This window comes from Microbacterium sp. JZ101, from assembly GCF_053903175.1.
In genome coordinates, this window is the sequence record NZ_CP096400.1 from 3,098,283 (window position 1) to 3,124,729 (window position 26,447).

General features: G+C 68.9%; 16 protein-coding genes. All 16 read right to left on the minus strand.

Going from position 1 to position 26,447, the window contains the following annotated elements; translation table 11 throughout:
- Positions 1 to 2 precede the first annotated feature (2 nt).
- Positions 3 to 644, minus strand: a complete 642-nt coding sequence (locus M1D56_RS14280; RefSeq protein ID WP_456283952.1) for a YesL family protein — start codon at positions 642 to 644, stop codon at positions 3 to 5.
- 78 nt (positions 645 to 722) lie between these two features.
- Positions 723 to 2,273: an ABC transporter substrate-binding protein gene (locus tag M1D56_RS14285; protein WP_421075201.1), complete on the minus strand. Its 1,551-nt coding sequence runs from the start codon at positions 2,271 to 2,273 to the stop codon at positions 723 to 725.
- A 45-nt stretch (positions 2,274 to 2,318) separates the two neighbouring features.
- Positions 2,319 to 3,308: a carbohydrate ABC transporter permease gene (locus M1D56_RS14290; protein ID WP_271172903.1), complete on the minus strand. Its 990-nt coding sequence runs from the start codon at positions 3,306 to 3,308 to the stop codon at positions 2,319 to 2,321.
- Positions 3,295 to 4,230 carry an ABC transporter permease gene (locus tag M1D56_RS14295; protein WP_455969319.1) on the minus strand — a complete coding sequence of 312 codons (936 nt, stop codon included), beginning with the start codon at positions 4,228 to 4,230 and terminating at the stop codon, positions 3,295 to 3,297. Before M1D56_RS14295 ends, M1D56_RS14290 begins: the two co-directional genes overlap by 14 nt.
- 193 nt (positions 4,231 to 4,423) lie before the next feature.
- Positions 4,424 to 7,216 carry a discoidin domain-containing protein gene (locus M1D56_RS14300; RefSeq protein ID WP_456283953.1) on the minus strand — a complete coding sequence of 931 codons (2,793 nt, stop codon included), beginning with the start codon at positions 7,214 to 7,216 and terminating at the stop codon, positions 4,424 to 4,426.
- Positions 7,217 to 7,389: 173 nt separating this feature from the next.
- The gene (locus M1D56_RS14305; RefSeq protein WP_456283954.1) at positions 7,390 to 9,462 is read right to left on the minus strand and encodes a hypothetical protein; all 2,073 of its coding nucleotides are present in this window, start codon (positions 9,460 to 9,462) and stop codon (positions 7,390 to 7,392) included.
- Between the two features lie 27 nt (positions 9,463 to 9,489).
- Entirely contained in the window at positions 9,490 to 10,353 is an 864-nt protein-coding gene (locus tag M1D56_RS14310) for a carbohydrate ABC transporter permease (protein WP_456283955.1), read from the minus strand.
- On the minus strand, positions 10,350 to 11,318 hold the full coding sequence (locus tag M1D56_RS14315; RefSeq protein WP_456283956.1) for a carbohydrate ABC transporter permease: 969 nt from the start codon (positions 11,316 to 11,318) through the stop codon (positions 10,350 to 10,352). Before M1D56_RS14315 ends, M1D56_RS14310 begins: the two co-directional genes overlap by 4 nt.
- Before the next feature lie 53 nt (positions 11,319 to 11,371).
- Complete coding sequence (locus M1D56_RS14320; RefSeq protein ID WP_456283957.1) at positions 11,372 to 12,502, minus strand: ABC transporter substrate-binding protein; 1,131 nt, start codon at positions 12,500 to 12,502, stop codon at positions 11,372 to 11,374.
- A gap of 278 nt (positions 12,503 to 12,780) precedes the next feature.
- A complete protein-coding gene (locus tag M1D56_RS14325) occupies positions 12,781 to 14,004 on the minus strand; it encodes a LacI family DNA-binding transcriptional regulator (protein WP_456283958.1) in 1,224 nt (407 codons plus the stop codon).
- Between the two features lie 46 nt (positions 14,005 to 14,050).
- Complete coding sequence (locus M1D56_RS14330; protein ID WP_456283959.1) at positions 14,051 to 18,487, minus strand: Ig-like domain-containing protein; 4,437 nt, start codon at positions 18,485 to 18,487, stop codon at positions 14,051 to 14,053.
- 344 nt (positions 18,488 to 18,831) lie between these two features.
- Entirely contained in the window at positions 18,832 to 22,803 is a 3,972-nt protein-coding gene (locus tag M1D56_RS14335) for a hypothetical protein (RefSeq protein ID WP_456283960.1), read from the minus strand.
- 82 nt (positions 22,804 to 22,885) lie between these two features.
- Positions 22,886 to 23,902, minus strand: a complete 1,017-nt coding sequence (locus M1D56_RS14340; protein ID WP_456283961.1) for a hydroxyacid dehydrogenase — start codon at positions 23,900 to 23,902, stop codon at positions 22,886 to 22,888.
- A gap of 27 nt (positions 23,903 to 23,929) precedes the next feature.
- A complete protein-coding gene (locus M1D56_RS14345) occupies positions 23,930 to 24,592 on the minus strand; it encodes a ferredoxin-NADPH reductase (RefSeq protein WP_456283962.1) in 663 nt (220 codons plus the stop codon).
- Between the two features lie 2 nt (positions 24,593 to 24,594).
- Positions 24,595 to 25,509: a carbohydrate ABC transporter permease gene (locus tag M1D56_RS14350; RefSeq protein ID WP_271172910.1), complete on the minus strand. Its 915-nt coding sequence runs from the start codon at positions 25,507 to 25,509 to the stop codon at positions 24,595 to 24,597.
- The gene (locus M1D56_RS14355; RefSeq protein WP_271172911.1) at positions 25,509 to 26,423 is read right to left on the minus strand and encodes a carbohydrate ABC transporter permease; all 915 of its coding nucleotides are present in this window, start codon (positions 26,421 to 26,423) and stop codon (positions 25,509 to 25,511) included. The genes M1D56_RS14350 and M1D56_RS14355 overlap by 1 nt, the downstream gene beginning before the upstream one ends.
- Between the last annotated feature and the right edge of the window lie 24 nt (positions 26,424 to 26,447).

Below are 26,447 nucleotides of genomic sequence, written 5' to 3' on the forward strand. Positions count from 1 at the left end.
GCCTACCTCTCGCTCGAAGAGTCGATGTACCGGCTGAAGACCCGGTCGAGCACGCTGCCGATGACGATGGCGAGCCCGCCGAATCCGATGAGGAGCCACAGCAGGCCGTAGCCGGTGGCCTGCGGGGAGAAGATCGTGACGACCGCCGACAGCACGAGGACGGTCAGGATGAGGAACGTCGAGAGCGGGTGCCGCAGGGAGAGGAGCCGCGCGTTCCGGAGGACCTCGGGGATGGTCCCCTCGAAGGTCGCGAGATAGGGGAAGACGTAGACGGCCCACGCGACGCAGAAGAACACGACGACGTACCAGATCGCGAGGAGGGCGAACTCGAGCATCGGCGGGACTCCGATCCCGTTCACGACGACGAACCATGCGGCGAGCGCCGCGCCGACGAGCAGCATGAGCAGCCACAGGGACGTCGCCTGGCGGAGGTTCCGCCGGAAGGACCGGAGGAAGTCGCCCGTGACCGATTCGCACGCGCCCGTCGCGAGCCTCCGCCCCGTGAAGCTCAGCGCGGTGAGCGATGCGCCGATCGTCACGACGGGCAGCGACGCCACGATGAACAGGCCGTTGAGGATCATCGCGTCCGCGACGCGCGTGAGAAACCGCATGAGCGCGGAGTCCGCCGCGAAGATGCCGTTCATCCTCTCCCCTTTCGAGATCGGGCGGGCCCGCGGTGCGCGGGCCCGCCCTTGCCGATGCAGGCGCTCAGTCGCCTGCGGTCACTGGCTCTCCGCCCAGGCGTCCATGTCGGCCTGGACCGAGGCGAGGGCGTCCTCGTAGCCCGCGTCGCGGAGCTTCTGGCGCATCTCCTCGATCGCGGCCTCGGGGTCGTCGAACTTGCCGTACTGCAGCTGCGGGATGTACTCCGAGAACACCGCGCCCATGGCGGCGAGGGTCGGATCGATCGCGTCCTTGTTGAACAGGAGGGTCGAGTACGGGTAGTCCTTCGCCTCGGCGTCGAGCTGGTCGTAGAGCTCCTGCTTGTTCTCCGCGTCGGTGACCCGCGGCAGCTCGTACTCGTCCATGCGGCCGGCCCAGAAGTTGGCGCCGAGCGCGTCGGTCGACGGGTCGTAGCCCTCGGGGTTGTCGAGCTTGCCGTCGTCCGTGATGACGTAGTCGGTGCCCTCGATGCCGTAGTTGATGAGGCGGTACGACTCCTCGTCGTTGCGGAGCATGTCGTACACCTCGAGCGCCTTCTCCGGGTTCGCCGAGGTCGCGCTCACGGCCATCGCGCCGTGCGTGAGGATGTCGCGGAAGTAGTTGCCGTTCTCCTGGCCCCAGTAGAAGAACTTGGGGTCGGATCCGGGCTGGCGCTCGTTCATGTTGTGCACGATGCCGCCCACGAACGTCTGGGTGTGGTGCTGGTCGGCGCCCGACAGGCCCGAGTAGAAGAGCTCGCGGGTGTCGCCGTCGTAGTTGAGCGCGTCCTCGCGCCACACCCCGATGTCGTTCCACTCCTTGGCGAGCTCGGCGGCCTCGAGCAGCTCGTCGCCCTCCATGTACCAGGACGTGACCGTGTACGGGTCGGACTCGGACGTCTGGAACGGGTAGTAGATGCCCGCGCTGATCTGCTGGATCGTCTGCAGGTCGGTGTGCCCCTGCAGGTAGCCCGTGAGGGCGGCCTCGTTCGTGCCGGCGACATCCCACGGGTAGGCCTCCGGCTTGTTCTCCTTGACCCACTGGAAGTAGGTCGTGAAGTCCTCGAAGGCCGTGATCTCGCCGTTCTCGAAGCCCGCCTCGGCCGCCCAGTCCCCGCGGTAGAAGAACCCGTGGTTCGTCCACTGGGTGAAGTTGTCCTCGGGGATGAAGTAGATCTGCCCGTCGTCGAGCTTCGTGAGATCCCAGTGCCCGTCGGCTTCGACCTGCTCCCACGTCTTCGGCGCGTGCTCCTGGAGCATCTCCTCCGACAGCGGCAGGAAGGCTCCCTTCTCCGCGTTCTCCCACGCGAACAGCCAGTCGGTGGCCGTGGTGATGAGGTCGATGTTCGAGTCGCCGGAGAGCAGCTGCACGTTGTACTGCGTCTGCCAGTCGGCCCACTCGACGTAGTAGAGGTCGAGCGTCGCGCCCACCTCCTCGGCGAGGCGCTCGTTGAGCTTCTCGAGCATGGCCTCGACGCGCCCGTTGGTCGGCTTGTCGCCGAGCACGAGCATCGTGATCTCGGCGGTGCCGCTCGACTGCTCGCCGCTGCCGGCGGTGCACGCCGACAGCATGCCCGCGCTGACGCCCACGGCGAGCAGCGCTGCTCCCGCTCGGACGATGTTCCTTCTCATGTGAGACTCCTTCGGCTCATTCCTGGTGGAGGGGTGGGATCGGGTTCAGCCCTTGACGGCGCCGACGGTGATGCCGGTGACGAAGTACTTCTGGACGAACGGGTAGACGAGGAGGATCGGGCCGGTCGCGATCACGGCGCTCGCCATCTTGAGGGTGTTGCTCGGCAGCTCGGAGATCACCACGTTGTCGCCGGCGACCGAGTTGCGCAGCGCGTTCGCGGTGTTGATGACGTTGTAGAGGTAGTACTGCAGCGGCTTGAACTCCACGGAGCTGCCGAGGTAGAGCGATGACAGGTACCACTCGTTCCAGTAGCCGAGAGCGAGGAAGAGGCCGATCGTCGCGAGCGCCGGCTTCATCATCGGGAGCGTGAGCTGCGCGAAGATCCGGAAGTCGCCCGCGCCGTCGACCTTGCCCGACTCGACGATCTCGTACGGGACCGTCCGCATGAAGTTCTTCATGAGGATGATGAGCCACGGCGTCATGAGCAGCTGCAGGAAGACCGCGAGGTAGCTGCCGCGCAGCCCCAGGTCACGCCCCACCCAGAGGAAGGTCGGCGCGAGGCCCGCGGAGAACAGCGTCGTGAAGTAGATGAAGAACGAGATGACATTGCGGTACCGGAAGTCCCGGCGGAACAGGGCGTACCCCGTCATCGAGATGATGAAGAGCCCGATCGCCGTGCCCGCGACCGTCATGATGATCGTCACGGCGTAGGAGCCGAGGATCTGCCGAGGCGAGTTGAAGATGTACTCGTACGCCGTGAGCGTGAAGCCCTTCGGCCACAGTCCGAACCCGCTCTTCATGATCTCGGACTCGCTCGAGAACGACGCCGAGATGATGAGGATGAACGGCAGCGCGCAGAACAGCGAGAAGAGCGAGATCGTCACATACGAGATCGCCTTGAGCGTGTAGTCGCTCTTCGCGAGCTTGATGGTCGTCGGCCGCCCGGTCGGGCCGCCGCGGCGCTTCCTCGCGTTCGCGGTCGTGACCGCCTCGGTGACCGTGGGCGGGGGGACGAGCGTCTCAGAAGATTGCATAGTCCTTGTTCATCCTTCGCACGACCCAGTTCGCCGTCATCACGAGGGCGAAACCGAAGAGGGACTGGTAGAGGCCGACCGCGGTCGACGTCGTGAAGTTGTTCTGCGACATGACCATCCGGTACACCGAGGTCTCGATGATGTCGGTGGTCGAGAACAGGGCGGCGTTGTTGCCGATGAGGTTCCAGAACAGGCCGAAGTTGCCGTTCATGATCCCGCCCAGCGAGAACAGCAGCAGGATGATGAACGTCGGCTTGAGGCTCGGCAGGATGACGTAGCGGATCCGCTGCCACGCCGAGGCCCCGTCGATCGCCGCGGCCTCGAACAGCGTCCGGTCGATGCCCATGATCGCCGCGAAGTACACGATCGACCCGTACCCGGTGCTCTGCCAGAGGTGGACGAGGATGATGATGAGCGGCCACGCGCCCGCCGTGCTGTAGATCTTGATCGGGTCGCCGCCGGTCGACTCGATGAGGGCGTTGAGCGCGCCGGTGTCGTAGTTGAGCAGGTTGAACGCGATCACGCCGATGAGCACGACCGAGATGAAGTACGGCAGGAACATCACCGTCTGCGTGACCTTCTTGAAGTACTTCGAGGCGATCTCGCTGAGCATGATCGCGAGCGCGATCTGCAGGATGTTCCCCAGCACGATGAACGCGAGGTTGTAGAGGATCGTGTTCCGCGTGAGCAGCCAGAGCTGGCCCGACTTGATGAGGAACTCGAAGTTCTGGAACCCCACGAACGGGCTGCCGAAGATGCCGTCGCGGTAGTTGAAGTTGGTGAACGCGATCCAGATCCCGGGGAGCGGCGCATAGCTGAAGATCGCGAAGAACACGATCGCCGGGATGCACATGAGGATGAGCACCCTGCTGTGCGTGAGATCCTTCAGCAGCCGTCGTCTGGGCTGCACCCTGTCCGTCACGGACATCCTCTGCCTCTCTGCAGTCGGAGCGTCGGCTCCATCGCCGACGGGTGTCTCTTCGAGGATAAATCTAACCGTCGATGAAACTACGAAGACAGTAGCGATCCCCTGCCGGCTTGGCAAGAGCCGCCTTCGGGAAGCGGTCGGATTCGGTCGCGGGTGCCCCGGCCGCGGCCGGGGCACCCGCGCGCGCTCAACCGCAGCTGGCGGCGGGGTAGCCCACCGTCACGGGCACGCCATCCGCTCCCGTGAAGGTGGTCTCGCCTGCCGTCGCCGAGGCTGCTCGGACGGCGATCGCGGCCGAGGCCGCGTGTCCTGGCGCGAGCTCGTCGAGGACGCGCCCTCCGTACACGCTCTGCACCGCGACATCCGCCGCGCCGTCCGCCGTGTTGCGCGCGGTCGCGACGAGCTGGACCTTGCCTCCCACGCAGCGGCTCGTCACGGCGGGCTCGACCGCGGCGTCGACCGCGCCGACCGCGAGCACGGGGATCTTGAGGTACGAGCCCGGCGTCGCGAAGACGAGACGCACGGCCGAGGCGAGCACCGGCTCGAAGGTGAACGACGTGGGCGAGCCGTTCGCGCTCGGGACGACGTCCTTCGCGGTCGTCGGGTGCCAGGTGCCGTGCGCGTCGCGGTACTCGACGCTCACGCCCGTGATGGTGCCCTCGCGGTTGGTGAAGCCGACCCGATCCACGATGTGGGCCTCGGCGGGCTCGATCGTGAGCGTCGCCTGGTCGCGCTTCGTGCTGTCCCACGTCGACCACGAGGTCGCGGCGCTGCCGTCGCACGCGTTCGCGGGCGGCATCGTCTCGTACTGCGTCTGGTGGAAGCTCGCCGTGAGCGTCGTGCCGTCGGCACCGCAGACATCCCGCACTCCCTCGGCGCCCCACAGCTGCACCTCGGAGATCGACTGCCACACGTTCGTCGCGGTCTTCAGCTGCAGGCGGACCCCGCTGGTCGCCGGGATGCCCGACACGTCGAGCTTCGCGACGGGTGCGGTGGCCGAGGCGTCCTGCGCGAGGTCGACGCTCGCGTTCGCCGACACCCAGGCTCCCGATGCGTCGAGGTACTCTGCGGCGATGGTCGACGGCCACGTCGCGCCCGCGCCGTCCTTGTAGGTGTGCACGACGACCTCGTCGACGTCCTGGGGGAAGGCCCACGTGTACGACAGCCAGCTGCTCTTGGGGTACACGCCGCCCCCGACCCAGTCGTCCCAGCCCTTGCCCTTGACGTTGCCGTCGGCCGTCGTGCCGGCGAGGTCCTGGCGACTCGATGCCGCCACCGCGGCGTCGAGCGCGAGGTTGACGATGCCGGGCGTCGCGACCTCGATCGTGCGCGTGAACGTGCGCCCCGCCGTGAACGTCGCATCGGCCGCCAGGGTGCCGGTGATGAGCTGCGTGCCCCGCTCGTCGAACGACGTCGCGCTCCACGTCACCGCGACCTCAGCCGTCGCACCGTCGACGGCGACCGGGACGGTCTCGGGCAGCTTCGCGGAGAAGTCCTCCCCCGGCTCGACGGTCTCCGGCAGGCGGTCGTCGACGACCGACCAGATGCCCTCGCCCAGACCGTGCTCGTCGAAGTACGACGCATCCCAGCCGGCGCCCCAGCGCTCCGGGTCCTCCGTCGCGGGATTGCGCATCTCGGCTCGGCCGTTCTCGCCGATGGTGATCGGCAGCCACACGTAGGTCGAGTCGGCGGCGCCGGAGTTCCAGCGATCGCCCATGTAGACGAAGCGGCCACCGCCCAGGTCGAGCACGTTCGTGGACTGCGAGCCGAACGTCGTGCGGCGCACGTCGCCGACCGAGAGGAGGCCGTCGCCGCCCTCGGGGATCGCGTTGTACGCGACGTTCTCGTAGGCGTCGTCGGCCTGGACGCCGCGGATCCACGGCCCGAGGATCGTGTCGGCCGTGTGGTACGTCTGCGGGTTCGGCGCCCAGCCCGTCGCGCCCGATGCGACGACGTAGTACCGGCCGCCGTGCTGGAAGAGCGCGGGCGCCTCGAGCATGCCGCACTCCTTGACGATCTGGAAGTCCTCCCCGCGCACGGGCGCCTCCGGAGTCCCGTCTGCGAAGAGATAGGGGAAGCGGCCGTCCTCCGAGTACTGCCCCGCGTCGGCCATGTCGGTGTCGGTCGTGTGGGTGACGTTCGTGTACGACGCGTCGAGCTCCGCGATGTAGAGCGAGCGGTTCTCCTCTGAGGAGTAGACGATGTACGCCGTGCCGTCGTCGTCCTGGAACACGGTCATGTCGCGGGCCTGGCCGGGAACGGCCGCCGAGATGCACGCCTTGTAGTCGGTGCGGTTCGGCATCCGGTAGACGCCGGTCATCTTGAAGGGCCCGGTCGGGCTGTCCGAGACGGCCACGCCCGCCATCGAGCGGGCGTACATGCTCCCGCCCGGGCTCGTCTGGCCATCCGAATGCCACCACAGCACCCACTTGCCCGTCGCCTCGTTGAAGAGCACCTTGGGCCGCTCGAAGATCGTCGTGTACTCGGCCGCGTCGTTCGTGTTGAGGTGGTAGTTCAGCTCGGCGATGCGCTCCGTGCGCGGCTGACCCGCCTCGTCGACCGTGTCGTAGAGGGCGTCGAAGTACTCCGTCTCGAGTTCGGAGGCGTCGGACACCGAGCGCAGCACGACGCCCTGGTCGACCCAGTTCACGGTGTCGTACGACTTGTAGGCGTGCACGCCGGGGCTGCCGTAGTAGCCGTTGCTGCGGTCTTCGCCGTACCAGTAGTAGACGGTGCGGCCGTCCTCCTCGGCGGTCACGATCTGGCCGCCGTGCGCCTGGATGTGCGCGCCGTTGTCATCGAGCCACAGCGGCTGGAAGTAGTCGGGCGCGCTGCTGCCCGGATCCTGGATGGCCGGATACGACGTGTACGTCGTCGGCTCGCCGACCGGGACCTCGGCCGTCGCCGGCCCCGCCAGGGACATCGTCAGGGCGGCGGCGAGAGTCAGCCCCGCCGCGGCCGTCATGGTTCTCTTCAACATCACTCCCTCGTGAGCGAGGCGACGCCGCCTCGCGGATGTTTGCGTGAACATCAGTCAAGCGGGAGTCCGCATCGCGCGGCAACCATGCCTTCGTGGAAGCGATCGCAATCGATCATGCGGGCGGATGGCCGGGATGGACGGCTCGCCTCCCGGCGCCTGTGGCCGCGATCTCGCTAGGGCAGCGTCGTGTACCCGTCGGAGGCGAGCTGCATCCACAGGGCGAGGTGGAAGTCCTGGTCGTTCGCGAGCGGATCCGCGCTGTGGGCGGGCACTCCATCCACCGAGGAGGGCATCACGAAGGCGCACGTCGCGGAGCCGTCGTCGCCGTAGTTCGCCATGTTCGCCCGCAGGATCCGGTCGGCGAGCGCATCCGTCGCCGATGTGCGCAGCTCGGAAGGCAGGCGCAGGAGCACCCCTGCCGTGAGGGCGCTCCAGTAGTGAGGGAAGACATCCCCCCACTGCCTGCGCTGACCGAACCAGTACCCGTCCCAGTGCCGGATGGCGATTCCGCCGAGGCGCGCGTGCGGCTGCGGGCCGCCGAAAGCGAGCAGCCACGGAAGCCGTTCGCGGATGGCCTCGAGCAGCGCCTCGTCGCCGGTGAGCGCGTGCGCGTCGATCAGCAGGTTGAGCAGCGGCGCCACGATCGCCTGCTCGTAGGCGACCTCGTGCCCGGGAAGGTCCGCGCCGCGGGCGGCGTACTGCCGCGCGCTTTCGACGACGGCCGAGCGGAGCGCGCCCGCCCGACCGGAGGCGCCCGCGACGGCGAGCGCGCTCGCGACGGCGACAGCGACCTCGGAGAACCCGATCGTGAGCACCTTCCCGATCCCGAGCTCGAGGGCGCGCTCGAGGATCCGCGCCGCGAGCTCGAGGTCCTCCGCGCGCCGGCGGTGCGCGTGCCGGAGGAGGAAGAAGCGCGCGAGCCAGGGCGAGTCATAGAGCCGGATGCCCGCGTGATGCTGCTGGGAACCGCGCCGCGGGGCGGCGGTGTCGTCGAGGAGGTGCTCCCGCGCAAAGCCCGCCCAGCCGTCGAGCGCGTCGTCGACCTCCGCGCCGAGCCAGCCGCGGGCGACACCGTGCTGGAGCATGATCGCCACCCCGATGCGCTCGGACCCGTCGGTCCAGTCGGACCAGCCGTTCGTGAGCTGCGTCAGGCGCGTGCGGGTGTCGACGGGCAGGATGGCGTGGGAGAGCAGTCCTGGGCGCTCGCGGCCGAGCTGATACCGCATGACGAACTCCGCCCGCTTCCGGACGGCGTCGGCCACCGAGTCGTGGAAGAGCACCTCGCTGCGCGCGCCGTCGCCCAGCCGGATCGCGTAGAGACCGTGCACCCGAGCGGTGATGCGCGCGCCGGCGGGCTCCGTCACCACCTCCACCCCGCCCGCCGCCCGGACCTCGCACGGCGTTCGGATGGAGATGGGCTCCCCGACGGTCGCCGCCAGCGCCGAGAACTCGGCGGGCGCGTGGGTCGCCTCGATGAAGGACGCGATGTCGCTGTGCCAGCCGAGCTCCCAGCCGAGCACGTATTCCGCCCCGGCGTCGAGCGCCAGCGCGGGCTGACCGCCGAAGGCATCCGGGTTGCGCGCCCGATCGGTGACGTTGAGCACGAGATGCCCTCGCGCGTTCGAGATCGTGTTCGCGTTCCGCGTCTCGACCGAGTACGACCACAGTTCACCCTCGGTCACTCTCAGCCCGAGGACGTGCCCCCGACCGTCCATCGGCTGGGCGGCCACCCACGCCCATCGTCCGCCAGTGAAGACGTGCGCGTGCACCCGCCTGGTCAGAGCGTCGAGCGCGCCAGGGTAGAGGTCGGCGAAGGGAGTCTGGACCCCGAGACCTGTGATCCGGATGGCGCTGTCTGAGGTGTTTCGGAACCGATAGGTCTCCCGCAGCAGGTCGCCACCGCGACGCTCGACGTCGACGACCAGCGGGCCGACCTTGTACGCGGCCCGCACGACGTCGCCGTCGATCTCGAGCTCATGCGGAGCGTTCCATCGGCCGGCGAACGTGTCCGCGACGACGTGTCCGCTCCCCCATGCGTGCTCGAGGGAGTGCCAGGGCGTCCGCCCGTCGAGGAGGTAGGTGCGCTCGGGGGCGGTGTCGTCGACGAACTGCTGCGGGCTTCCCGTCTCCGCGTCGAGGAGAGCACGCCCCGAACCGAGGCGCAGCTCGATCTCGCGCGCCACGGCGCGCTCGACGGGGTCGACCGCGATGGTCGTCTCCTGGTCGATGGTCTCTGTGGACGTCATGCGGTCGCTCCGTCTCGTCGTGCCATGTCAGCCCTTGATCGATCCGGCGACGCCGCCGATGACCTGCCGCTGGAGGATGAGGTAGAACACCACGAGCGGCAGGACCCCGAGGACCATCATCGGGAAGAGCGAGGTCCAGTCGATCGAGAACTGGCCGATGTTGCGGTACACCTCCTGCAGGATGACCTGCTTCTCACGGGACTGCAGAAAGTAGAGCGGGCCCATGAAGTCGTTCCACGCGCTGAGGGTGTTGAGGATGGCCACGGTCACCACGGCGGGGCGGAGCAGCGGGAACACGATCGTGACGAAGGTGCGGATCGTCCCCGCGCCGTCGATGCCCGCCGCCTCCTCGAGCTCGCGCGGAACGGTCGTCGTGAAGGCGTGGAACAGCAGGGTCGCGAAGGGCAGGTTCACCGCGACGTTGATCAGGATGACCGCGAGCAGGCTGTTCATGAGGCCGAGCGCCTTGACCACCTCGTAGAGGCCGAGGATCGACATCTGGTACGGGAACATCAGCCCCGAGAGCAGGGTGAGGAACGCGATCGAGGCGACTCGGCTCCCTGACTTCCGGCTGAGGGCGTACCCGGCCGGAGCCCCGAGGAGCACGACACCCGCAACCGACCCGACCGTGATGAGGAAGGTGTTCAGGAACGCACGCGGATACTCCATCTTCACGAAGGCATCGACGTAGACGGTCAGGTCGAACGACGCGGGCAGGCCCATCGGATTCGCCGCGGCCTCGGCCGGCGACTTGAACGTGGTGACGACGAGGTAGTAGATCGGCACGAGCACGAGCACGGCGAGGATGCTCAGCACGATCAGCGCGAGGATCGAGGTCCGCCGGCGGCTGCGTCGGAGGGAGGGCATGCGGATGACGGTGGACGCGCTCATGAGTACCTCGCCTCGAGTCGACGGAACAGACGCAGGAGCAGACCGCCAATGAGCAGGCTGACGATGAGGAAGAGCACGCCGAACGACGCCGCGAGGCCGTAGTTCCCCTCCGAGAACTTGCGGTACATGAGGGTCAGGACGGTCTCGGTCGCGAAGCCCGGACCGCCGTTGGTCATCGAGATCACGATGTCGAACACCTTGAGGCCGGAGATGAGTCCCGTGACGAGCGTGATCTGTAAGGCCGGGATGAGGCCCGGCAGGGTGACGGTGCGGAACGATCGCCACCGCCCCGCGCCGTCGAGCGCGGCCGCCTCGTAGAGATCGGGGTTGATGGTCTGCAGGGCCGCGAGGTAGATGATCATCTGGTAGCCGAACCACTGCCACACCTGGGTGACGATGATGCTGCCGAGCGCGAGATCCGGGTCACCCAGCCAGTTGACGTTCGACAGCCCCACGGAGCGCAGCAGCACGTTCAGCAGGCCGTAGTCGTTCGACGAGAAGATGTAGCTCCACAGGTATCCGACGACGAGCACGCTCAGCACGGCCGGGCCGAAGAAGATCGTCCGGAATCCGCTGCGGAACGGGATCCGCCCGTGCAGCAGCAGCGCCACGGGCAGCGCGATGGCGTTCTGCAGGACGACGACCGCGACCGCGTAGAGCAGCGAGTGCTGGATCCCGGCGAGGATCTGCGGGTGGGTGAGCGCTTCGACGTAGTTCTCGAGCCCGATGAAGGCGACGTCCTGGCTGTGGTTGCTCTGGTCCGTGAGGCTCAGCACAGCGGTGCGGACGACCGGGATGATGAAGAACACCGCGAAGATCGCGAGCGCCGGCGCGACCATGAGGATGTAGGGGGCGTTCGCCCGAAGCCGTGGCCGGCGGGCGCGGGCGCCGCGCCCGATCGAAGCCGAAGGCTCAAGGCGCGGCCCGCGCGCGGCGGGCGCCGGGCGCAGCTGCTGCGTCGTCATGCGGTGTCTCCTGTCCGGGGCGCGGCCGCATGCGGCGGCCGCGCCCTCGCGGCTCAATAGCGGGTCGAGTCAGCCTGGCTGTCGAGCTGGGCGATCAGATCGTCCGTGGTCTGCTGTCCGCTGATCACGCTCTGAAGTCCCTTGGTCAGGGTGTCGAGCATGGTCTGGGCCGGCATGTTCACACCCCACCGGTCCCATGCGACCGCGACGCGCCCTTCGTCGAGCAGAGGGGCGACGAGCTCGTACTCCGAGGGGAACGTGCCCTGGACGCCGTCGAGGTAGCTGAACGCGCCGAGGTTCGCGTCGACGACCGCCTGCCGCGCCTCGGGCGACGCAAGCGCACGCAGCGCGGTGAGCGCCGCGTCCGGCTGGTCGCTGTCGGCATTGACGCCCATGCTCGCCGCCGGCCCGCCCAGCAGCCACTGGTTCTCGGCGTCTTCGCCGACGTGGGAGAACATGCCGAAGTCGAGACCGGCGTCCTTGATCGCCTGGTAGTCCCACGGACCGCTGATGTACATGGCCGCCTCGCCGTTGGTGAACTCGGCGACCGCCTGTGACAGCGGAACGCCGACCATCTCCGGCGTGAGGACGCCGTGCTCGATCACCTGACTCCAGTCCGAGAGGGGATCGTTCCAGTTGCCATCGAGGGCCGCCTCGCCGTACGCGAAATCCGTGTCGAGCTGCACGCTCCCGTCGCCGTTGTTGTAGTAGGCGTTCTCGAGGTAGCCCATGAGCGAGTGGATGGCCTTGTCGCTGTCGGCGAGGCCGGCGGCCATCGGCTGGATCCCCGCAGCCGTCAGCTTGTCGGCGGCGTCGAGGAACTCGTCGAACGTCGTCGGCACCTCCGCGCCTGCTTCTTCGAAGAGCGCCTTGTTGTAGAAGATGCCGGAGAACCAGCCGTAGGAGGGGACCCCGAAGACCCGACCCTCGGCATCGCTTGCGAGAGCGAGGCCGACCTCGCTGAAGCCCTCGATGACGTCGTCGTCGCTGAGGTCGACGAGATTGCCCGCGGCCACGCGCGCCGGGAAGCTCGCGCCGTCCATGATGATGTCCGGCCCCTCGCCCGAGGCGAGCTGCGTGCTGAGCCAGGTGTTGTACTGATCCAGGGGGACCTGCGTGTACTCCAGCGTGATGCCGTCGGCGGCGAGGAGCTCGTTCGCCGCCTCGAGCGTGCTGCCGATCACGCCGTCTTCATACCAACCGGCGATCGTCACTGTGCCCGCGTCGTCGCCATCGTCCGTCGCTGACGAGCACGCGGCCAGGGCGGCCGAGGCGGTGAGTGCGACCGCCGAAGCAGCCGCTGCGCGCATCCAAGCTCGACGTCGAGTCATCGGAGTTCCTTCCATGCCGTCGCCAGCGGCGGCCGATTCGTGATTCGATGCGCATCGATTCGATGCGCATCGACAGACTAGACGCCGAGGCGGGTGAACGCAAGCACACGCACGACGCCTGCGCGCCGCGATCAGCGCGGCGGCGCGGTCGTGCGACGTCGTGTGAGTCTCGGCGAGACGAGCTGCACGCCCCGTTCAGCCGGGCGCCCATCCAATCGCGCGAAGAGACTCTCCATCGCGAGCCGAGAGACCTCGCGCGGCTCGGGCGAGATGTTCGTCACCGGGATGCGGAATGCCTCGGCCGTGCTGTCGGTGCAGACGCCGACGAGCGAGACGTCCTTCCCGGGCGTGACCCCGGCAGCCTGCAGGATCTGCAGGGTCATGTCGATCGCCTGCGGGGTGCGGGCGATGACGCCCGCCCGCACCGCCGCGAGCTCTGCCGCCTGCGACTCGAAGCGCGTGAAGCCCGCCCACCCTTCGGCGTCCGGCTGATAGGTCGATACCGCGATGCCTGCGTCGGCTGCCGCGCTCTCGACGCTCTCGGCGAACTGCGCGACGAAGCCGAACTGGTCTGCCCGAACCACAGGACTCTCGCCGATGAGCGTGATGCGCCGATGGCCCGCCTCCGCGAGTTCGCGAACCGCCAGACGGCCGGCCGCCTCGACGTCGACGTCGACGCAGTCGAGATCGCGCGGGTCATCCGGTACGCCGATGAGGACGACGGGCACCTGCACGGAGTGCGCAGCCGGGACGCGGTCGTCGTCGCGGCGGATGTCCATCAGCACGATTCCGTCGACGATCGCGCGTCCCGCGAGCCGCTCGAGGCCGGCAGGGCCCTCGTCCTCGGTCACGAGCACGACGTCGTAGTCCCGCTCTCTGCAGTAAGACGAGATCGTCTCGATGAAGGGCAGCAGAGCGGCCACATCCGTATTGGCGGCGAACCGGACGACGAGTCCGACGACATTCGTCCGACGACCCGCGAGGGCCCGGGCGCCGGCATTGGGGTGGTAGTCGAGCTGGCGCATCGCGGCCTCGACGCGCGCGCGGGTCTCGGCGGAGATCGATCGCGTGCCGCTCATCACGTACGAGACCGTGCTCTGCGAGACGCCAGCCAGCCTCGCCACATCCGCGCTCGTCGCCATCCAGACCTCCTCGTCGAGTCTAGGACTCCCGTCGATGCGCATCGGCTGCCGCGAGGCGGGGCGCGAGAAGAGCGAATGGCTTGGACGGCGCGCACGGCGGGACACCACGCAGGAGTTCTGGCGCGGAAAGGGGCGGGAACCGGGTTCCCGCCCCTTGATCCGCTCGGATCTCCTGCGCTGTGTCCCGCTGAGCACCGGCGGCGTCGGGGTCACCCCCGGACGGTCCGGAGGGCGGCGGCTCGTGGCCGCCGCCCTCGCGTCACCGGCAGGTGAAGGCGGCGTACTCCGCCGAGGAGGTCCCCGTCTCCTCGCCGGCCGTCGCGGTGGCGTCGACCGCGCCCGCCGGAACCTCCTTCTCACGGGTCTTGAACGCGACCGAGACGCTGTCTCCCGGCTCGACGCCCGCGAACGTCTTCTTCCCGTAGGGCGAGCGGATCTCGATGTCCGCCGCCGCGCTTCCCTCGTTGGTCGCCTTCACCGCGATCACGCCCTTCGCGCCCACGCAGCGGCCGTCCACCGACACGGCGACCGAGACGGGGCTCTCACCGCCGCCTGCCCCGACGATGACCGAAGCGGTCGCCGTCTTGTCGCCCGCATGGTCGCTCTGGACCGTTCCCGCCACCTCGAACTCGCCCTCCGAGGCGTACTGGGCAGGATCGATCTCGTCCCAGACCACCGGAAGCGTCTCCTTCGAGCCGTCGTTGTACAGCACCGACGTGCTCTCCGGCAGCGCAGGTGCGACGCCGACAGCGGTGTGGACGGAGACCGTGTCGACCTGGTTGATCGTCAGCTCGTGCGTCGAGCGCACCCAGACCGTCGCTTTCGCGGTCGCCGAGGCGCCCTCGACGATGCCGCGCACCTCGAAGCTCCCCTCGGCCGCGACCTGGTCCTCCGTCACCGGTGCCCACGTGACCGCGGCGAGCGCTCGGCTGTCGTCGGCGTACGTGACGCCGACCTGCTGCGGCAGGGTCGGGAGCGCACCCACATCCGTGCGGACGTGGGTCTCGTCGATCGCCGCGGGGGCCGCCGAGAAGACGTCCCATTCGCTGACGCCGACGGCCGAGTACGATGTCCCGGCCGCATTCGGCGAAGCCTCGAAGGTCGCGCGCAGTGCCGTCGTCGTCACCATGTCGAACGTCGTCGCGTTGGTCCCGGTGCGCTCCGTCCCGTAGCCGGATGCGTTCGGGACGTCGACCCACGCTCCCTCGGCGTCGAGGTACTGGATCTTCCACGATGTCGGCACCGCGACGCCCTCGCCCGTTCCGGCCGCGGAGTCCGTCCAGAACATGATCTCCGACCCGGCGACGCGCACCGGCTCCTCCCACGTGTACTGCAGCCATTGGGAGGCGGGACGATCCCCGGACCAGGTGCCCCAGATCTGGGCCTGATCGCCGCCCTCGTTCACACCGCTGCCGTCGTTCACAGCCGTGACGCGGTTCCATCCGGCCGTGTACGAGGCGGTCGGGGTAGCCGACGGTCCGACGTCCGTTCCGCCGTCTGCGGCCTCGCCGCGGATGACGACGTCGTCCGAGACCGAGTGCTCGCCATCCGTCGCGGTGAGCCGAAGGCGGTACTCGCCCGCGACCGTGAAGCGCACGATCGTGTTCGCGCGGTCGGCGTGCTCGATGAAGGCATCGCCACCCTCGGGTGCGGACACGACGCTCCACGAGACGGTGAGCGGATCGGAGGGAGCACCGTCGTCCTTCACGATGCCCGTGAGCTCGGCTCGTCCGGCGCTCACCGCTCCCGCCTGCGTGTAGGCGAGGACGCTCGGGGCGGCGTTCTCCGCCGCCCCGACCGGCTCCCCGGTCCGGAGCACCTCGAGCTCCTTGAGCCCGGTCTTGTACCCCTCTGCGTGCGCCACGGAGATGCGGATGCGCTGCGTCGTGATCTCGGGGAACCGCGCCTCGTTCAGGTTCGGCTGCGGCACGGTCGGCGCCTCGACGGCACCGGGCACGGCTTTCCATCCCGCGCCGTCCCAGTACTCGATGCCGTACCGCGAGGGCTCGGCGTAACCGGACGCCGTCGCGCTCGAAGACGTGTCGTAGAAGTACGCGCGCACCGTGTCCACGGCCTGCGGCGATCCCAGGTCGATCTCGAGCCAGTCGGTGGCGTTCGGCGATCCGGCCGTGCCCCAGAAGGGCTCGTTGATCGTCGTGCCGTTGACTGCGGCATTCGCGGGGCGGCCGTCCGCCGAGAACGACGCCGTCACCGGGCTCCCCTCAGCCAGATTCTCCGCCGCGTGCGAGGAGATGTCCTGTCCGGCCTTCGCGAACAGGTCGACGACACGGGAGTCGTCCGCGTACGCCACGTCCTGCGGCGACCGGAGCGCAACCGGGGCGGCGTCGATGACCTTCGGTTCGGACACCCCGTTCACGACGTCCTCCTCGAAGGAGACCTGGCCGGTCGCGGGGTCGTAGACGACATGGGTGAGAGCGTCGACCGTGAACGCCCGCTCGCCGTCGACGAACACGGAGTAGCCCTCGGGCACCGAGTCGCCGTACGGGCGCTCGCCGTCTCCCGGCTCATCCCATGTGATCGTGAGATCGCTGCCGTGATACGAGACGTTGTTCACGGTGAAGTGCGGCCAGTCGATGTCGATCGGGTAGAGCTCGATCCTGTCGTCCGTGCGGGGCTGCAGACCCATCGCGTCCTCGATCATCGTGAAGTTCGTCGTCCCGAGGATCGTGTGGTGGATCCATGAGCGGTACCCGATGCTCTGCGGATCGGCGTCCCCGTCGGCCCAGAACTCATTCGCGTCAGGAAGGCGGTTGTCGCCACCGTTCTGATAATGCGCCCACGCGTTCCAGTAGAGGAGCTTCTTGTACCACTCGGCGTCGATGGCATCGCTCGGGTACTCCCGGAGCGCCGCTGCGACCATCCGGAACGTGACGGTGGAGTTGATGATCGAGAAGTTGTTCGTGCCGGGGTGCCCCGCGGCCGCCGCTTCGGCCTTGTCGGCCTGGTTCGCTGTCGTGAAGGGGAAGATCGGGTACTCCGCGTCATCGGCGAACAGGCGGAGGGCGTCCACGTAGTCGTCGGCGTAGTCCTCCTCGCCCGGCTTGGGCATGAGGCCGACCGAGAACGGGTAGTAGTTGTTGATCTCCTTCCAGGGGATCAGCTCGCCTGTCTGGAGATCGCGGTGCTTGATGAGGTTCTCCTCGGCGTCCCAGAGGTTCTCGAGGACGCCGGTCTTCACCTTCTCGGCGATCGCGTCCATCTCCGCCGACTTGTCGTCGCGGCCGAGCAGCCCGTAGGCGGCCGACGCCGCACGGGCGCCGCTATACACGTAGGCGGACTCGGCCCGCTCATTCGCGCGCCGGAAGTAGTCGAACGACACGGCGTCGGCGTCGTTGCCCGTCCACGCATTCCAGTTCGTCTCGAGGAGCCCGTTGCCGTTGGAGTCGTACGAGCTGAGCTGCCCCTTCGCGTCGCCCTCCGCGTAGCGCGCGAGGTTCTCGACGATCCCGAGCGGGCCGCCGTGCACCTGGTACGACTTCCAGGCGGCCTCGGCGATGTACTGCGTGTGGCTCGCGTTCCAGTTCGCCGGGTCACCCGGGTTGTCGACGAAGCGCCCGCCCTTCGACGTCTCGCCGGTCGACACCCATCCGCCGTACGAGTAGATCGGGTTGCGGAAGTACTTGAGGTCGTCGATGAACATGCCGACCGTGAGGTCGATCGCGTTGTTGTAGCCGAGCGCGCCCTCGACGGCGGTCGGGAACTGGTACGCGTTGCCGGGCGCATTCGCATCGAGGTAGTTGAACCGCAGGAGCCACCAGCGGTAGAAGAGCGTCTTGTCGATGTCATCCTCGGGGGTGTCGAGGTACGGCACGTTGTCGGCCCACCAGCGGTTGTACGCCGTGACGTGCTCCGTGTACGTGTCGGAGGGCGAAGCGGCGGCGATCGCGTCGTACGCGGGGCGCGACTCCGCGATCTCCTCGGTGACGAGGCCCAGCTGCAGCTTGGTGACGGCGCTCTCCCCCGCGCCGATCGAGAGTGTGGTCTCGAGACCGCCGTCGACCGGCGCGAACCCGTCCCCGGAGAATCGCGGATGGACCCTGGTGATGTCGTTGAGGGCGTCGAACGTTCCCGTGAGCTCGTTCTCCTCGGCCACCGTCGCGTACGGCGACACGGCGCGGAGCCCGACCTCGACGGCCGCTCCGGTGGATCGCACCTCGAGTTCGGTAACGAGGACGTTGGCGTCGGTGATGAACTTCGTCTGGACGATCTCGACGCCCGCGTCGGCGTTGCGGTGCACGCTGCGCCAGTAGCTGGGCGTCTGCTTGCGCGCGGCCGCGTCCTCGGTGAGCGTGATCTGCTCGCCGCCCACGCTCGCGGTGACCGTGTAGGCGTCGCGGCCGTCGACCGCTTCCCAGTACGCCAGCTGGCCGCCGAATCCGAGCTTCGCCGGGTCGTGCACCTTCATGAAGGCGGCGCGCCCTCGGCTGAACAGCCACTGGTTCTCGTCGCCGAAGCTTCCCGCGGTCCCCGTTCGCGTGAGCATCCGATCGAACCAGAAATCCTTTTCGGTGCTGGCGCCCGCTCCCGCAGCGAGATCCGCATCGAAGATGGCCTGCAGCTGATTGCCGACGGTGTATCCCGTCCCCGTGTCAGGAACGGGGTTCTCGCTTCCCGAGAAGACCGGGTAGCCGAGATCGCTGTTGGCTGCGAACGCCGGCGAAGCCGACAGTCCCACAGCCAGCGTGCATGCGACCCCGACGGCGATCCATGCCCTCGCGGGCCGACGGGATCTCTCCTTCATTGACCAGACCACTGTGTCTGCTCCCTTTCTCGCCGAGCTTCGGCGCACGCTCGTCACCCTAGGGACGGCGCAGGAGCGACCGCAAGCCTTTTCGAAAGCTTTCGGTACGAGGAAGAGCGGATGGCCGGGATGGCACGGACAGCGCGCGCACGGCGGATGGCGGGCCGAGACACCACGCAGGAGTTCCGACGCGGAAAGGGGCGGGAACCCGGTTCCCGCCCCTCGATCCGCTCGGATCTCCTGCGCTGTGTCCCGCTGTCACGCGGGTCCGCCTCCCCTCAGCCGCAGGAGAGCGGGCCGTACGCGGCGGTGAGCGTCTCCGTCACCGCCTCGCCGTCGATCTCGCCGGTGATCTCGACCGACGCCTCGCCTTCCGGCACCGACGCCTCGCGGGTCGAGAAGCTCGCCGACCGCTTCTTCTCCGCGTCGACCTGCAGGGTCTTCGCCCCGAACGGCGTGGTGATCTCGACCGACCCGTCCGCGACGGCGCCGTTTCGGACCTCGACGACCGCGACCGCCTTGCCTCCGACGCACCGCAGCGACGCAGTCGCCGACGCCTCGAACGAGGGCTCGTCCGCCTGTGCGACCGCGAGCCAGCTGATCACGGGGTCCTGCGAACCGGTCTTCCGCACGGTGTAGGTGACGGTCGTCGGCTCGGTCAGCGTGAACGTCACGTCGCTCGTCGCCCGCGTCGTGCTGCTCGAGAGGGAGACCGGCGCCCCGGCGACGGTGTGCGTCCCCGTCGAGTCCGTGAACGACACCTCGGTCGCCATGGGGCGGTTCTGCCCCCACCACTCCGCGAACCCGGCCGTCAGGGTGTACTCGCCGGCATCGAGAGGCAGCCGGTAGCGCACCGTCTTGCCCGCGCCCGCCCACAGGCCGGTGGAGAAGATGTCGTTCACATCCGTCCCGCCCTTCACGTTGAGCCCGTCGTTGACGAAGCCCCACGAGGCCGCGTCGGCCGAGGCCCGGTCGACGGCGTCGTTCGCGAGATCGAACGTGCGCGACACGGCATCGAACGCGGGTGACGTCTGACCGCTCGGCACGCCCGAGTCGATGAAGTACCGGATGCCGTCGGGCACGACCTGGAAGCGGGCGGAGATCTGCTGCTTCCGGCCGTCGGCGATCGGCTCGGTCGTCCAGCCGAGCACGGTCACCGCCGCGTAGGGCCGACGCTCGGCCTCGTCGCTCCCTGGCGCCCACTGCACCGCACGCTCGACGCCGTCGATGACGACCGATGCCGGAAGGTCGCCGCCGACCGAGACCGCCCCGGCCAGGCCGAGATCGCGCACGTCGTCCGTCACGTCGGCCGGCCGCAGCCCGTTGGCCGCGGACTCCAGCCGCGCGGCGAGCTGGGCGGCGCCGATCGCGTCGAGACCGGCCTGGCCGTCGACCGCCGCCTCGGCTGCCGCGCGCGCGGCGGCGAACGCGGCCCACGAGGCCTCCGAGTAGTCCCCCTGCTCGTAGCCGGCGGTGTCGTCGAGTGCGTCGCGGATCTCGTCGGTGTCGACGGTTCCGTCGACGACGCCCGAGATGACGGAGTAGCCGTCGATGACGACCGTTCCCGAGACCACCTCGATCGCGACCGTGTGCTCGCCGTCGGGCAGGCCGCGCAGGGAGTACGCCGCCTCGCGCTTCGAGGTCGCGCGCAGCGTCGCGCCCTCGACGGGCTGCCCGTCGACCGAGACGCGGATGCGCGCACCCGCGGCGTTCCCGCCGATGAGGTCGACGCCCGTGCCCGAGAACGCGATCGTCGCCGTCGCGCCCGCGGCCGACGTGGTCGACGTCGAGCGGTACCAGTCGTCGGCGCTGCCGGCCGTGGCCTTGTGCGCCCACGCCCCGGTGTACGCCACGCGGGAGTCCATGTTGTCCACGAGCTCCGAGGCGTAGGCGGTGTAGCCGTCGACCTTCTCCACGCGCAGGTCGTCGAACGCGACCTCGTGGAACTCCGTGCCGAGGTTGACGCGACCGGCGTACTCCGGGTTGGGGTCGGTCCACGTCGCCACCTGCTCGCCGTCGACCCATGCCGTGATCTGCGCGCCCTTGGCCTCGATCGCGAGACCGTAGCCATCCGCTGCGGCGACCGAGCCGCTCGCGACCGTCGTGTCGTGGCGCGCGAGCGTCCACGCGCCCGCCTTCGTGATGCGGATGCTGTACGCGGCGTCGCCCGCGCCCATCCCCTTCTGCTGCCGTACGCCCAGGCGCGCGAGCCCGCCCGCCTCGTCGACGAACGACACGTCGACGGACGCCCGGTAGTTCTGCCAGCGGAAGTCGCCGACGAGCGTGTTCGGCTGGCGCACGTTCCAGGCGCGCGTGTCCTTCATGGACTGGTCCATCCGCTGGAAGAGCACGCGGTCTCCGGTGCCGTCGTCGCCGACCTCCCACGCCCCGGTCTGGTCGACCATGTAGCGGGGCTGGTGGCCGCGCGAGGTCAGGTAGTCCTGCTCCTCCGTCCGCGCGCCGTTGTCGACGCCGACGCGCACCGGTCCCTCCTCGTCGTACTCGAAGTCGTCGGCGTAGAGCACCTCGTCCGATGCGTCGAGAGCGCCGCCGGTCTCGTCGGTGTCGAGCACGGCGCGCTCGGCCTGCTCCGGAAGGCGCTCGGCGAGGTCGGCGTCGCCCGAGCGATCGAGCGTCGTGAAGGTGATGATCGACCGCGGCGCGACCGTGAAGGTGTACGAGCCGTCGGACGCGGGCTGCAGCTCCTGGGCGAGGTGCAGCATGTTCGCGTCGTAGGCCTCGCCGGCGTCGGCCGCGCGGGTCTCCCAGAGCTCCGCCGTGAGGTCGTCGCCGAGTGCGAGGGCGGATGGCGCGATGCGGTAGGTCTTCGTCTGGTCGCTGTCGTTCACGACCACGGTCGAGAAGTCCGAGGCGTCGGGCGCCGCGAGCGTCATGTAGCTCGGCGCCCCGTTCGACCCGTCGAGGTTCTCCGTGCCCAGGACGCCGCTCGCGCTCGCCTCGGGGATGGTCCGCCAGATGCCGGCGGTGTTGTCGGCGTTCTCCCACCCGGTCTTCGCGAACGACGTGAAGTGGCGCATCACGTACGTCGCCGCGTCGTAGTGGATGGATCCCGACCACGGGTCGCGGGCGCTCAGCAGCTCCTTGTGGCTGTACTGCGCCCCCTCGTAGAACGAGCCGATCGCGGGCTGGAAGATGTAGTGCGTGCGCTTGGAGTTCGCGTACCCCTTGACGACGCGGTTCGCGAGGTCGAGCGCGCTCTGCACGCCGCCGATCCCCGTCGACGCGCCGCCCGGGCCATCCGTGTTGTTCACGCGGTAGTCGGTGTAGCCGAACGAGCCCACGCCCTCCGAGTACCAGACCTCGCGATCCTCGCCCGTGGGCGTCTGTCCCGTCGCGAGCTTCGTGTACGGCTGGTAAGTGCTGCTCGTCGGGTCGCCGTCGAGCCGGTCGTCTGTGTTGTAGTGGTAGCCGACGGCGTCGACGATGTCGAACAGCTCGGGGTCGTCGAGCAGCGCGGGCCCGATCTTCTTCGTCTGGTTCTCGTCGGACGCGACGATCCGAATGGACCGGTACGCCTCGCCGACGGCCTCCTGCTCGTCGGCGGGGATCCCGTAGCGGGGGTCGGCGAAGTCGGTGTCGTTCGCGACGCGGTCCGCGTACCACTTCACGAACGCGATGTCGGGGTTCGTCGTCTCGTTGGTGTCGGGGTTCACGTAGTCGACGATGAAGCCGTACTTCTCGTACGCGTCGAGGATGGTCTCCTTGTACCAGGTGTACATCTCGTCCTGGCCGGTGCCGGCGCTCCAGGCGGTCTGCACCCACTGCGGCATCGTCCAGCGCAGGATCGACACCTTCACGTCGGGGTTCACCGTCTTCGCGTCGGCGGCCAGCTGCCATCCGGGCGAGCGCGACGCGTCCGCGAGCTCGTCGGGAGTGCGCATCGTGGCGGCGTCCGCCCCCGTCGAGTTGTTCGTGTCGGAGCCCATCTCGATCTTCACGTGGCTGATCAGCGGGTACTCGCCGCCGAACAGCACATCGATGAGCTGCCAGTACGCCTCGGGGTGCTCGGCCTTGTAGTCCATGAGCAGGTTGCTCGTGGAGTTGGCGCTGAGCACGCCGAGCCCCTTGAAGGGCAGGCCCGCCGTGTTGTCAGGGCGGATGTCGCCGCCGTCGACGGCGATCTGGACGGTCTCGTCGGCCGCCTGGGCGGCGGGCGCGACGAGGGCGGATGCCGTGAGCGCGGCGAGCGCGACGGCGGCGGCTCCCGCGGTGCGGGCGGGTGAGGGCATGCGAAGACTCCTTCGTCTTGCGGATGGGGGCGTGCCGCTCGAGGCAGGTGCCTCTCGGACGGAGCGCCTCAGGCGGAGTGCCTCAGGCGGCGATGACGAGCGATTCGAGCAGGACGGGGTGGGCGAGCGGCTCCCCCGCGGCGACGCGGCGGAGCTCGGCGATCTCGGTGTCGATCATGCGATCGACCTCGGTGCCGACGGACCCGGCGATGTGCGGCGTGAGCAGCACGTTCGGGTGGTCGTAGAGCGGATGGTCGGGCGGGAGCGCCCACGGGACGGTCACGTCGAGCACCGCGTGCAGGTCTCCGACGAGGATCCGCTCGGTGAGCGCCTCCTGGTCGACGATCTCGCCGCGGGCCGTGTTGATGAACGTCGCCCCGGGGCGCATCGACGCGATGAGCGGGGCCGAGATGAGACCGCGCGTCGACGGCAGCGAGGGCGCGTGCACCGACACGACATCGCTCTCGGCGCACAGCTCGGCGAGCGCGACCGGTCGCGCGCCGAGTGCGGTCACCGCGTCGTCGGACAGCGTGGGGTCGAACAGGAGCACGTCGAGGTCGAAGGGGCGCAGGAGCTCGACGACGCGGCGGCCGATGCGCGACGCGCCGACGATGCCGACGACGCGCCGGTAGTTGCCGACGACGCCGAGCCCGGCCTGGTCGATGAGCTCGCGGCGCTCACGGTACTCGCGCGCGATCTGCACGATGCGCTTGTTCGACATGAGGATGGCCGCGAGGGTGAACTCGGCGACGGGCACGGCGTTCGCGTCGACGGCCGAGCTCACCTGGATGCCGCGCTCCCACACGACGGGGTCGAGCTGGTCCTTCACGGATCCGGCGACGTGCAGGATCCAGCGCAGCCGAGGCGCGCGATCGAGCACGGCCGCGTCGACGCGCGGCGTGCGCCAGCCGGTGATGAGCACGTCGGCCTCGGCGAGCGCGGCGAGCGCCTCGGGGGTGTCGAACGCGTCGACGGTCGCGAGCAGCTCGCCGTGGGCGGCCAGCTCCCGAGCGAGGTGCGTCTCGGACTCGGGGGCGAACGCGCCGGAGCCGACGGCGCTCACGATGCGCGGGCGGATGGTGATGGCGGGCGGGTTCATGGTGGTCCTTCGGGAGAGAGGGGAGGGTCAGGACTCCGCGGGCGCGAGCACGGGCTGCAGGGTGTAGCGCCCGCCTGCCCACACCACGTAGAGGCACGCGGCTGCCGTGAGCCCGATCCCGAGCGCGGGCGCGGCGACGACGACCGCTGCCTGCACGGCGACGACGGCGAACGAGGCGACGGTGAGCGGCCAGCGCCGCACGGCGAGCACGAGGCCCGCGCGCAGCACGTCGCGCAGCCGCGCGTGCGGATCCTCCGCGACCGCGACCATCCCGACCATCCCCATCGCGATCGCGAGCAGGGCGACGACGATGAGCAGCGGGGCGACGGCCGCGCCGGCGCCGGTCGGCACGAGCACGAACACGTCGACGAGGGCGACGGTCACGACGGCGCCGACGAGCGCGGAGAGCGCGAGGGCGCGTCGCCAGGTCGCGCGCAGCGAACGGGCGAAGGCGCGCAGGACGCCGGTCTCGCCGTCGGCGTGCGCCCGGAACGTGCCGAACGCGGCGGCGACGCCGGGCCCCGCGAGCACCGCGGCGAGCGCGAGCGCGGGCCACGAGAGGGAGGGGTCGGTTGTCAGGAGCAGCGCGATGAACGGCAGGGCGACCGCGGCGAGCGCGAGGTTCACGCCGAGCGCGAGGTGCACGACGCCGAAGAGCGTCGCGTACACGCTGTGCGGGATGCGCTTCATGATCAGCCCTTCATGCCGCTCGTCGCGATGCCCTCGACGAAGAACCGCTGGCCGAGGAGGAAGACGATCGCGATCGGCAGGATCGAGATCACGAGGCCCGCGAAGAGCACGCCGTAGTCCACGTCGTAGAGGCTCGAGACGAAGTTCTTGAGACCCAGCTGCATCGTCCACAGGCTCGGGTCGCGCAGGTAGATGAGCGGTCCGAGGTAGTCGTTCCACGTGTTCACGAAGGTGAGGAGCGACAGGCTCGCGATCGCCGGCACCGACAGCGGGAGCATGATCCGGCGCCAGATGCCGTACTCGCTGAGCCCGTCGAGGCGCGCCGCCTCGGACAGGTCCTCGGGGACGGTCTCGTAGAACTGCTTCATGAGGAACACGCCGAACGCGCCGAACGCCTGGAGCAGGATGATCGACCACAGCGTGTTCGCGAGGCCCGCGTCCGACAGCAGGATGAACTGCGGGATCATGTACGACTGCCACGGGACGGCGATCGTCGCGACGTAGAGGAGGAACAGCGCGTCGCGCCCGGGGAAGCGGATCCGAGAGAACCCGTACGCCGCGAACGAGCCGGTCAGCACCTGCAGGGCCGTGACCGTGACCGAGAGGACGAGCGTGTTGCGGATCCACGTGACGATGTCGGAGCGCGTCCAGATCTCCACGTAGTTGTCCCACACGAACACCTCGGGGATCCAGCGGATCGGCACCGAGAAGACCGCGTTGGCCTCCTTGAGCGAGCTCATGATCATCCAGAAGAACGGAGTGAGCATGGCGGCCGCCGCCGCGATGAGCGCGACGTAGAGGAGCGCGCGGGCGATCGGGTGCGCCTTCCCTCCCGCACCGCGCGGGCGGGGCTTCGGGTCGATCGAGAGCCGGCGACGGGTCGGCTCGGGGGCGACGAGGGTCATGGTCTCGCTCATCACGAGTCCTTCCGCTTGTTCCACAGGAACTGCGCGATCGTCACGACGATGCACAGGAGGAAGAGCACGACGGCCGCGGCGGACGCGTAGCCGAACTGGTTCTCCTCGAAGCCCTTGCGGTAGATGAACTGCGAGATCACGGTCGTCGACTGGCCGGGGCCGCCGTTGGTGAGCACGAGGATGAGGTCGAAGATCTTGAACGAGTTGATCGTGAGCATGACCGTGACGAAGAACATCGTCGGCCGCAGCATCGGGATCGTGACGTTCCAGAACCGCTCGAAGACGTTCGCGCCATCCATCCGGGCCGCCTCGTGCAGCTCGCGTGGCACCGTCTGCAGCGCCGCGAGGAAGAGCACCATGTAGTAGCCCATGTCGCGCCAGGTGCTGATGATCACGACCGCGGGCATCGCCCATTCGGCCGAGGTGAGCCATCCGGGCGGCTCGGCGATCCCGATGAAGCGGAGGATCTCATTGATCGGGCCGTACTGCGGGCTGAACAGGAGGTTCCACACGAGCGCGATCGCGACGATCGACGTGATGTAGGGGAAGAACGCGGCGGTGCGGAAGAACGCGACGCCGCGCAGCTTGTTGTTGAGCAGGAGCGCGAGCCCCAGCGACACGACGATCGTGAGCGGGATGTGCAGGACCGAGTAGTACAGCGTGTTGACGAACGCGGTCCGGAAGCTCCCGTCGCCGAGCAGGCGCTGGAAGTTCTGCAGCCCGACGAACTGCGACGATCCGAAGATGTTCCAGTTCGTGAGGGACATGTAGAACAGGACGACCACGGGCACGAGCGTGAGGACGGCGAACCCGAGGAAGTTCGGCAGGATGAAGCTCCACCCGATGAGGGTGTTGCGCATCCGCAGGCGGGATGGGCGACGCCGTGCAGGCGGCGCCGTCGCGGTGGTGGTCATGATGCTCCTAGGTCCTGGTCCTGA

Bases quoted from the DNA above. Each gene is read 5' to 3' on its own strand.
- M1D56_RS14335 (WP_456283960.1), bottom strand. From the start codon at position 22,803: ATGCCCTCACCCGCCCGCACCGCGGGAGCCGCCGCCGTCGCGCTCGCC.
- M1D56_RS14345 (WP_456283962.1), bottom strand. From the start codon at position 24,592: ATGAAGCGCATCCCGCACAGCGTGTACGCGACGCTCTTCGGCGTCGTG.
- M1D56_RS14310 (WP_456283955.1), bottom strand. From the start codon at position 10,353: ATGAGCGCGTCCACCGTCATCCGCATGCCCTCCCTCCGACGCAGCCGC.
- M1D56_RS14355 (WP_271172911.1), bottom strand. From the start codon at position 26,423: ATGACCACCACCGCGACGGCGCCGCCTGCACGGCGTCGCCCATCCCGC.
- M1D56_RS14300 (WP_456283953.1), bottom strand. From the start codon at position 7,216: ATGTTGAAGAGAACCATGACGGCCGCGGCGGGGCTGACTCTCGCCGCC.
- M1D56_RS14280 (WP_456283952.1), bottom strand. From the start codon at position 644: ATGAACGGCATCTTCGCGGCGGACTCCGCGCTCATGCGGTTTCTCACG.
- M1D56_RS14340 (WP_456283961.1), bottom strand. From the start codon at position 23,902: ATGAACCCGCCCGCCATCACCATCCGCCCGCGCATCGTGAGCGCCGTC.
- M1D56_RS14290 (WP_271172903.1), bottom strand. From the start codon at position 3,308: ATGCAATCTTCTGAGACGCTCGTCCCCCCGCCCACGGTCACCGAGGCG.
- M1D56_RS14285 (WP_421075201.1), bottom strand. From the start codon at position 2,273: ATGAGAAGGAACATCGTCCGAGCGGGAGCAGCGCTGCTCGCCGTGGGC.
- M1D56_RS14305 (WP_456283954.1), bottom strand. From the start codon at position 9,462: ATGACGTCCACAGAGACCATCGACCAGGAGACGACCATCGCGGTCGAC.
- M1D56_RS14315 (WP_456283956.1), bottom strand. From the start codon at position 11,318: ATGACGACGCAGCAGCTGCGCCCGGCGCCCGCCGCGCGCGGGCCGCGC.
- M1D56_RS14350 (WP_271172910.1), bottom strand. From the start codon at position 25,509: ATGAGCGAGACCATGACCCTCGTCGCCCCCGAGCCGACCCGTCGCCGG.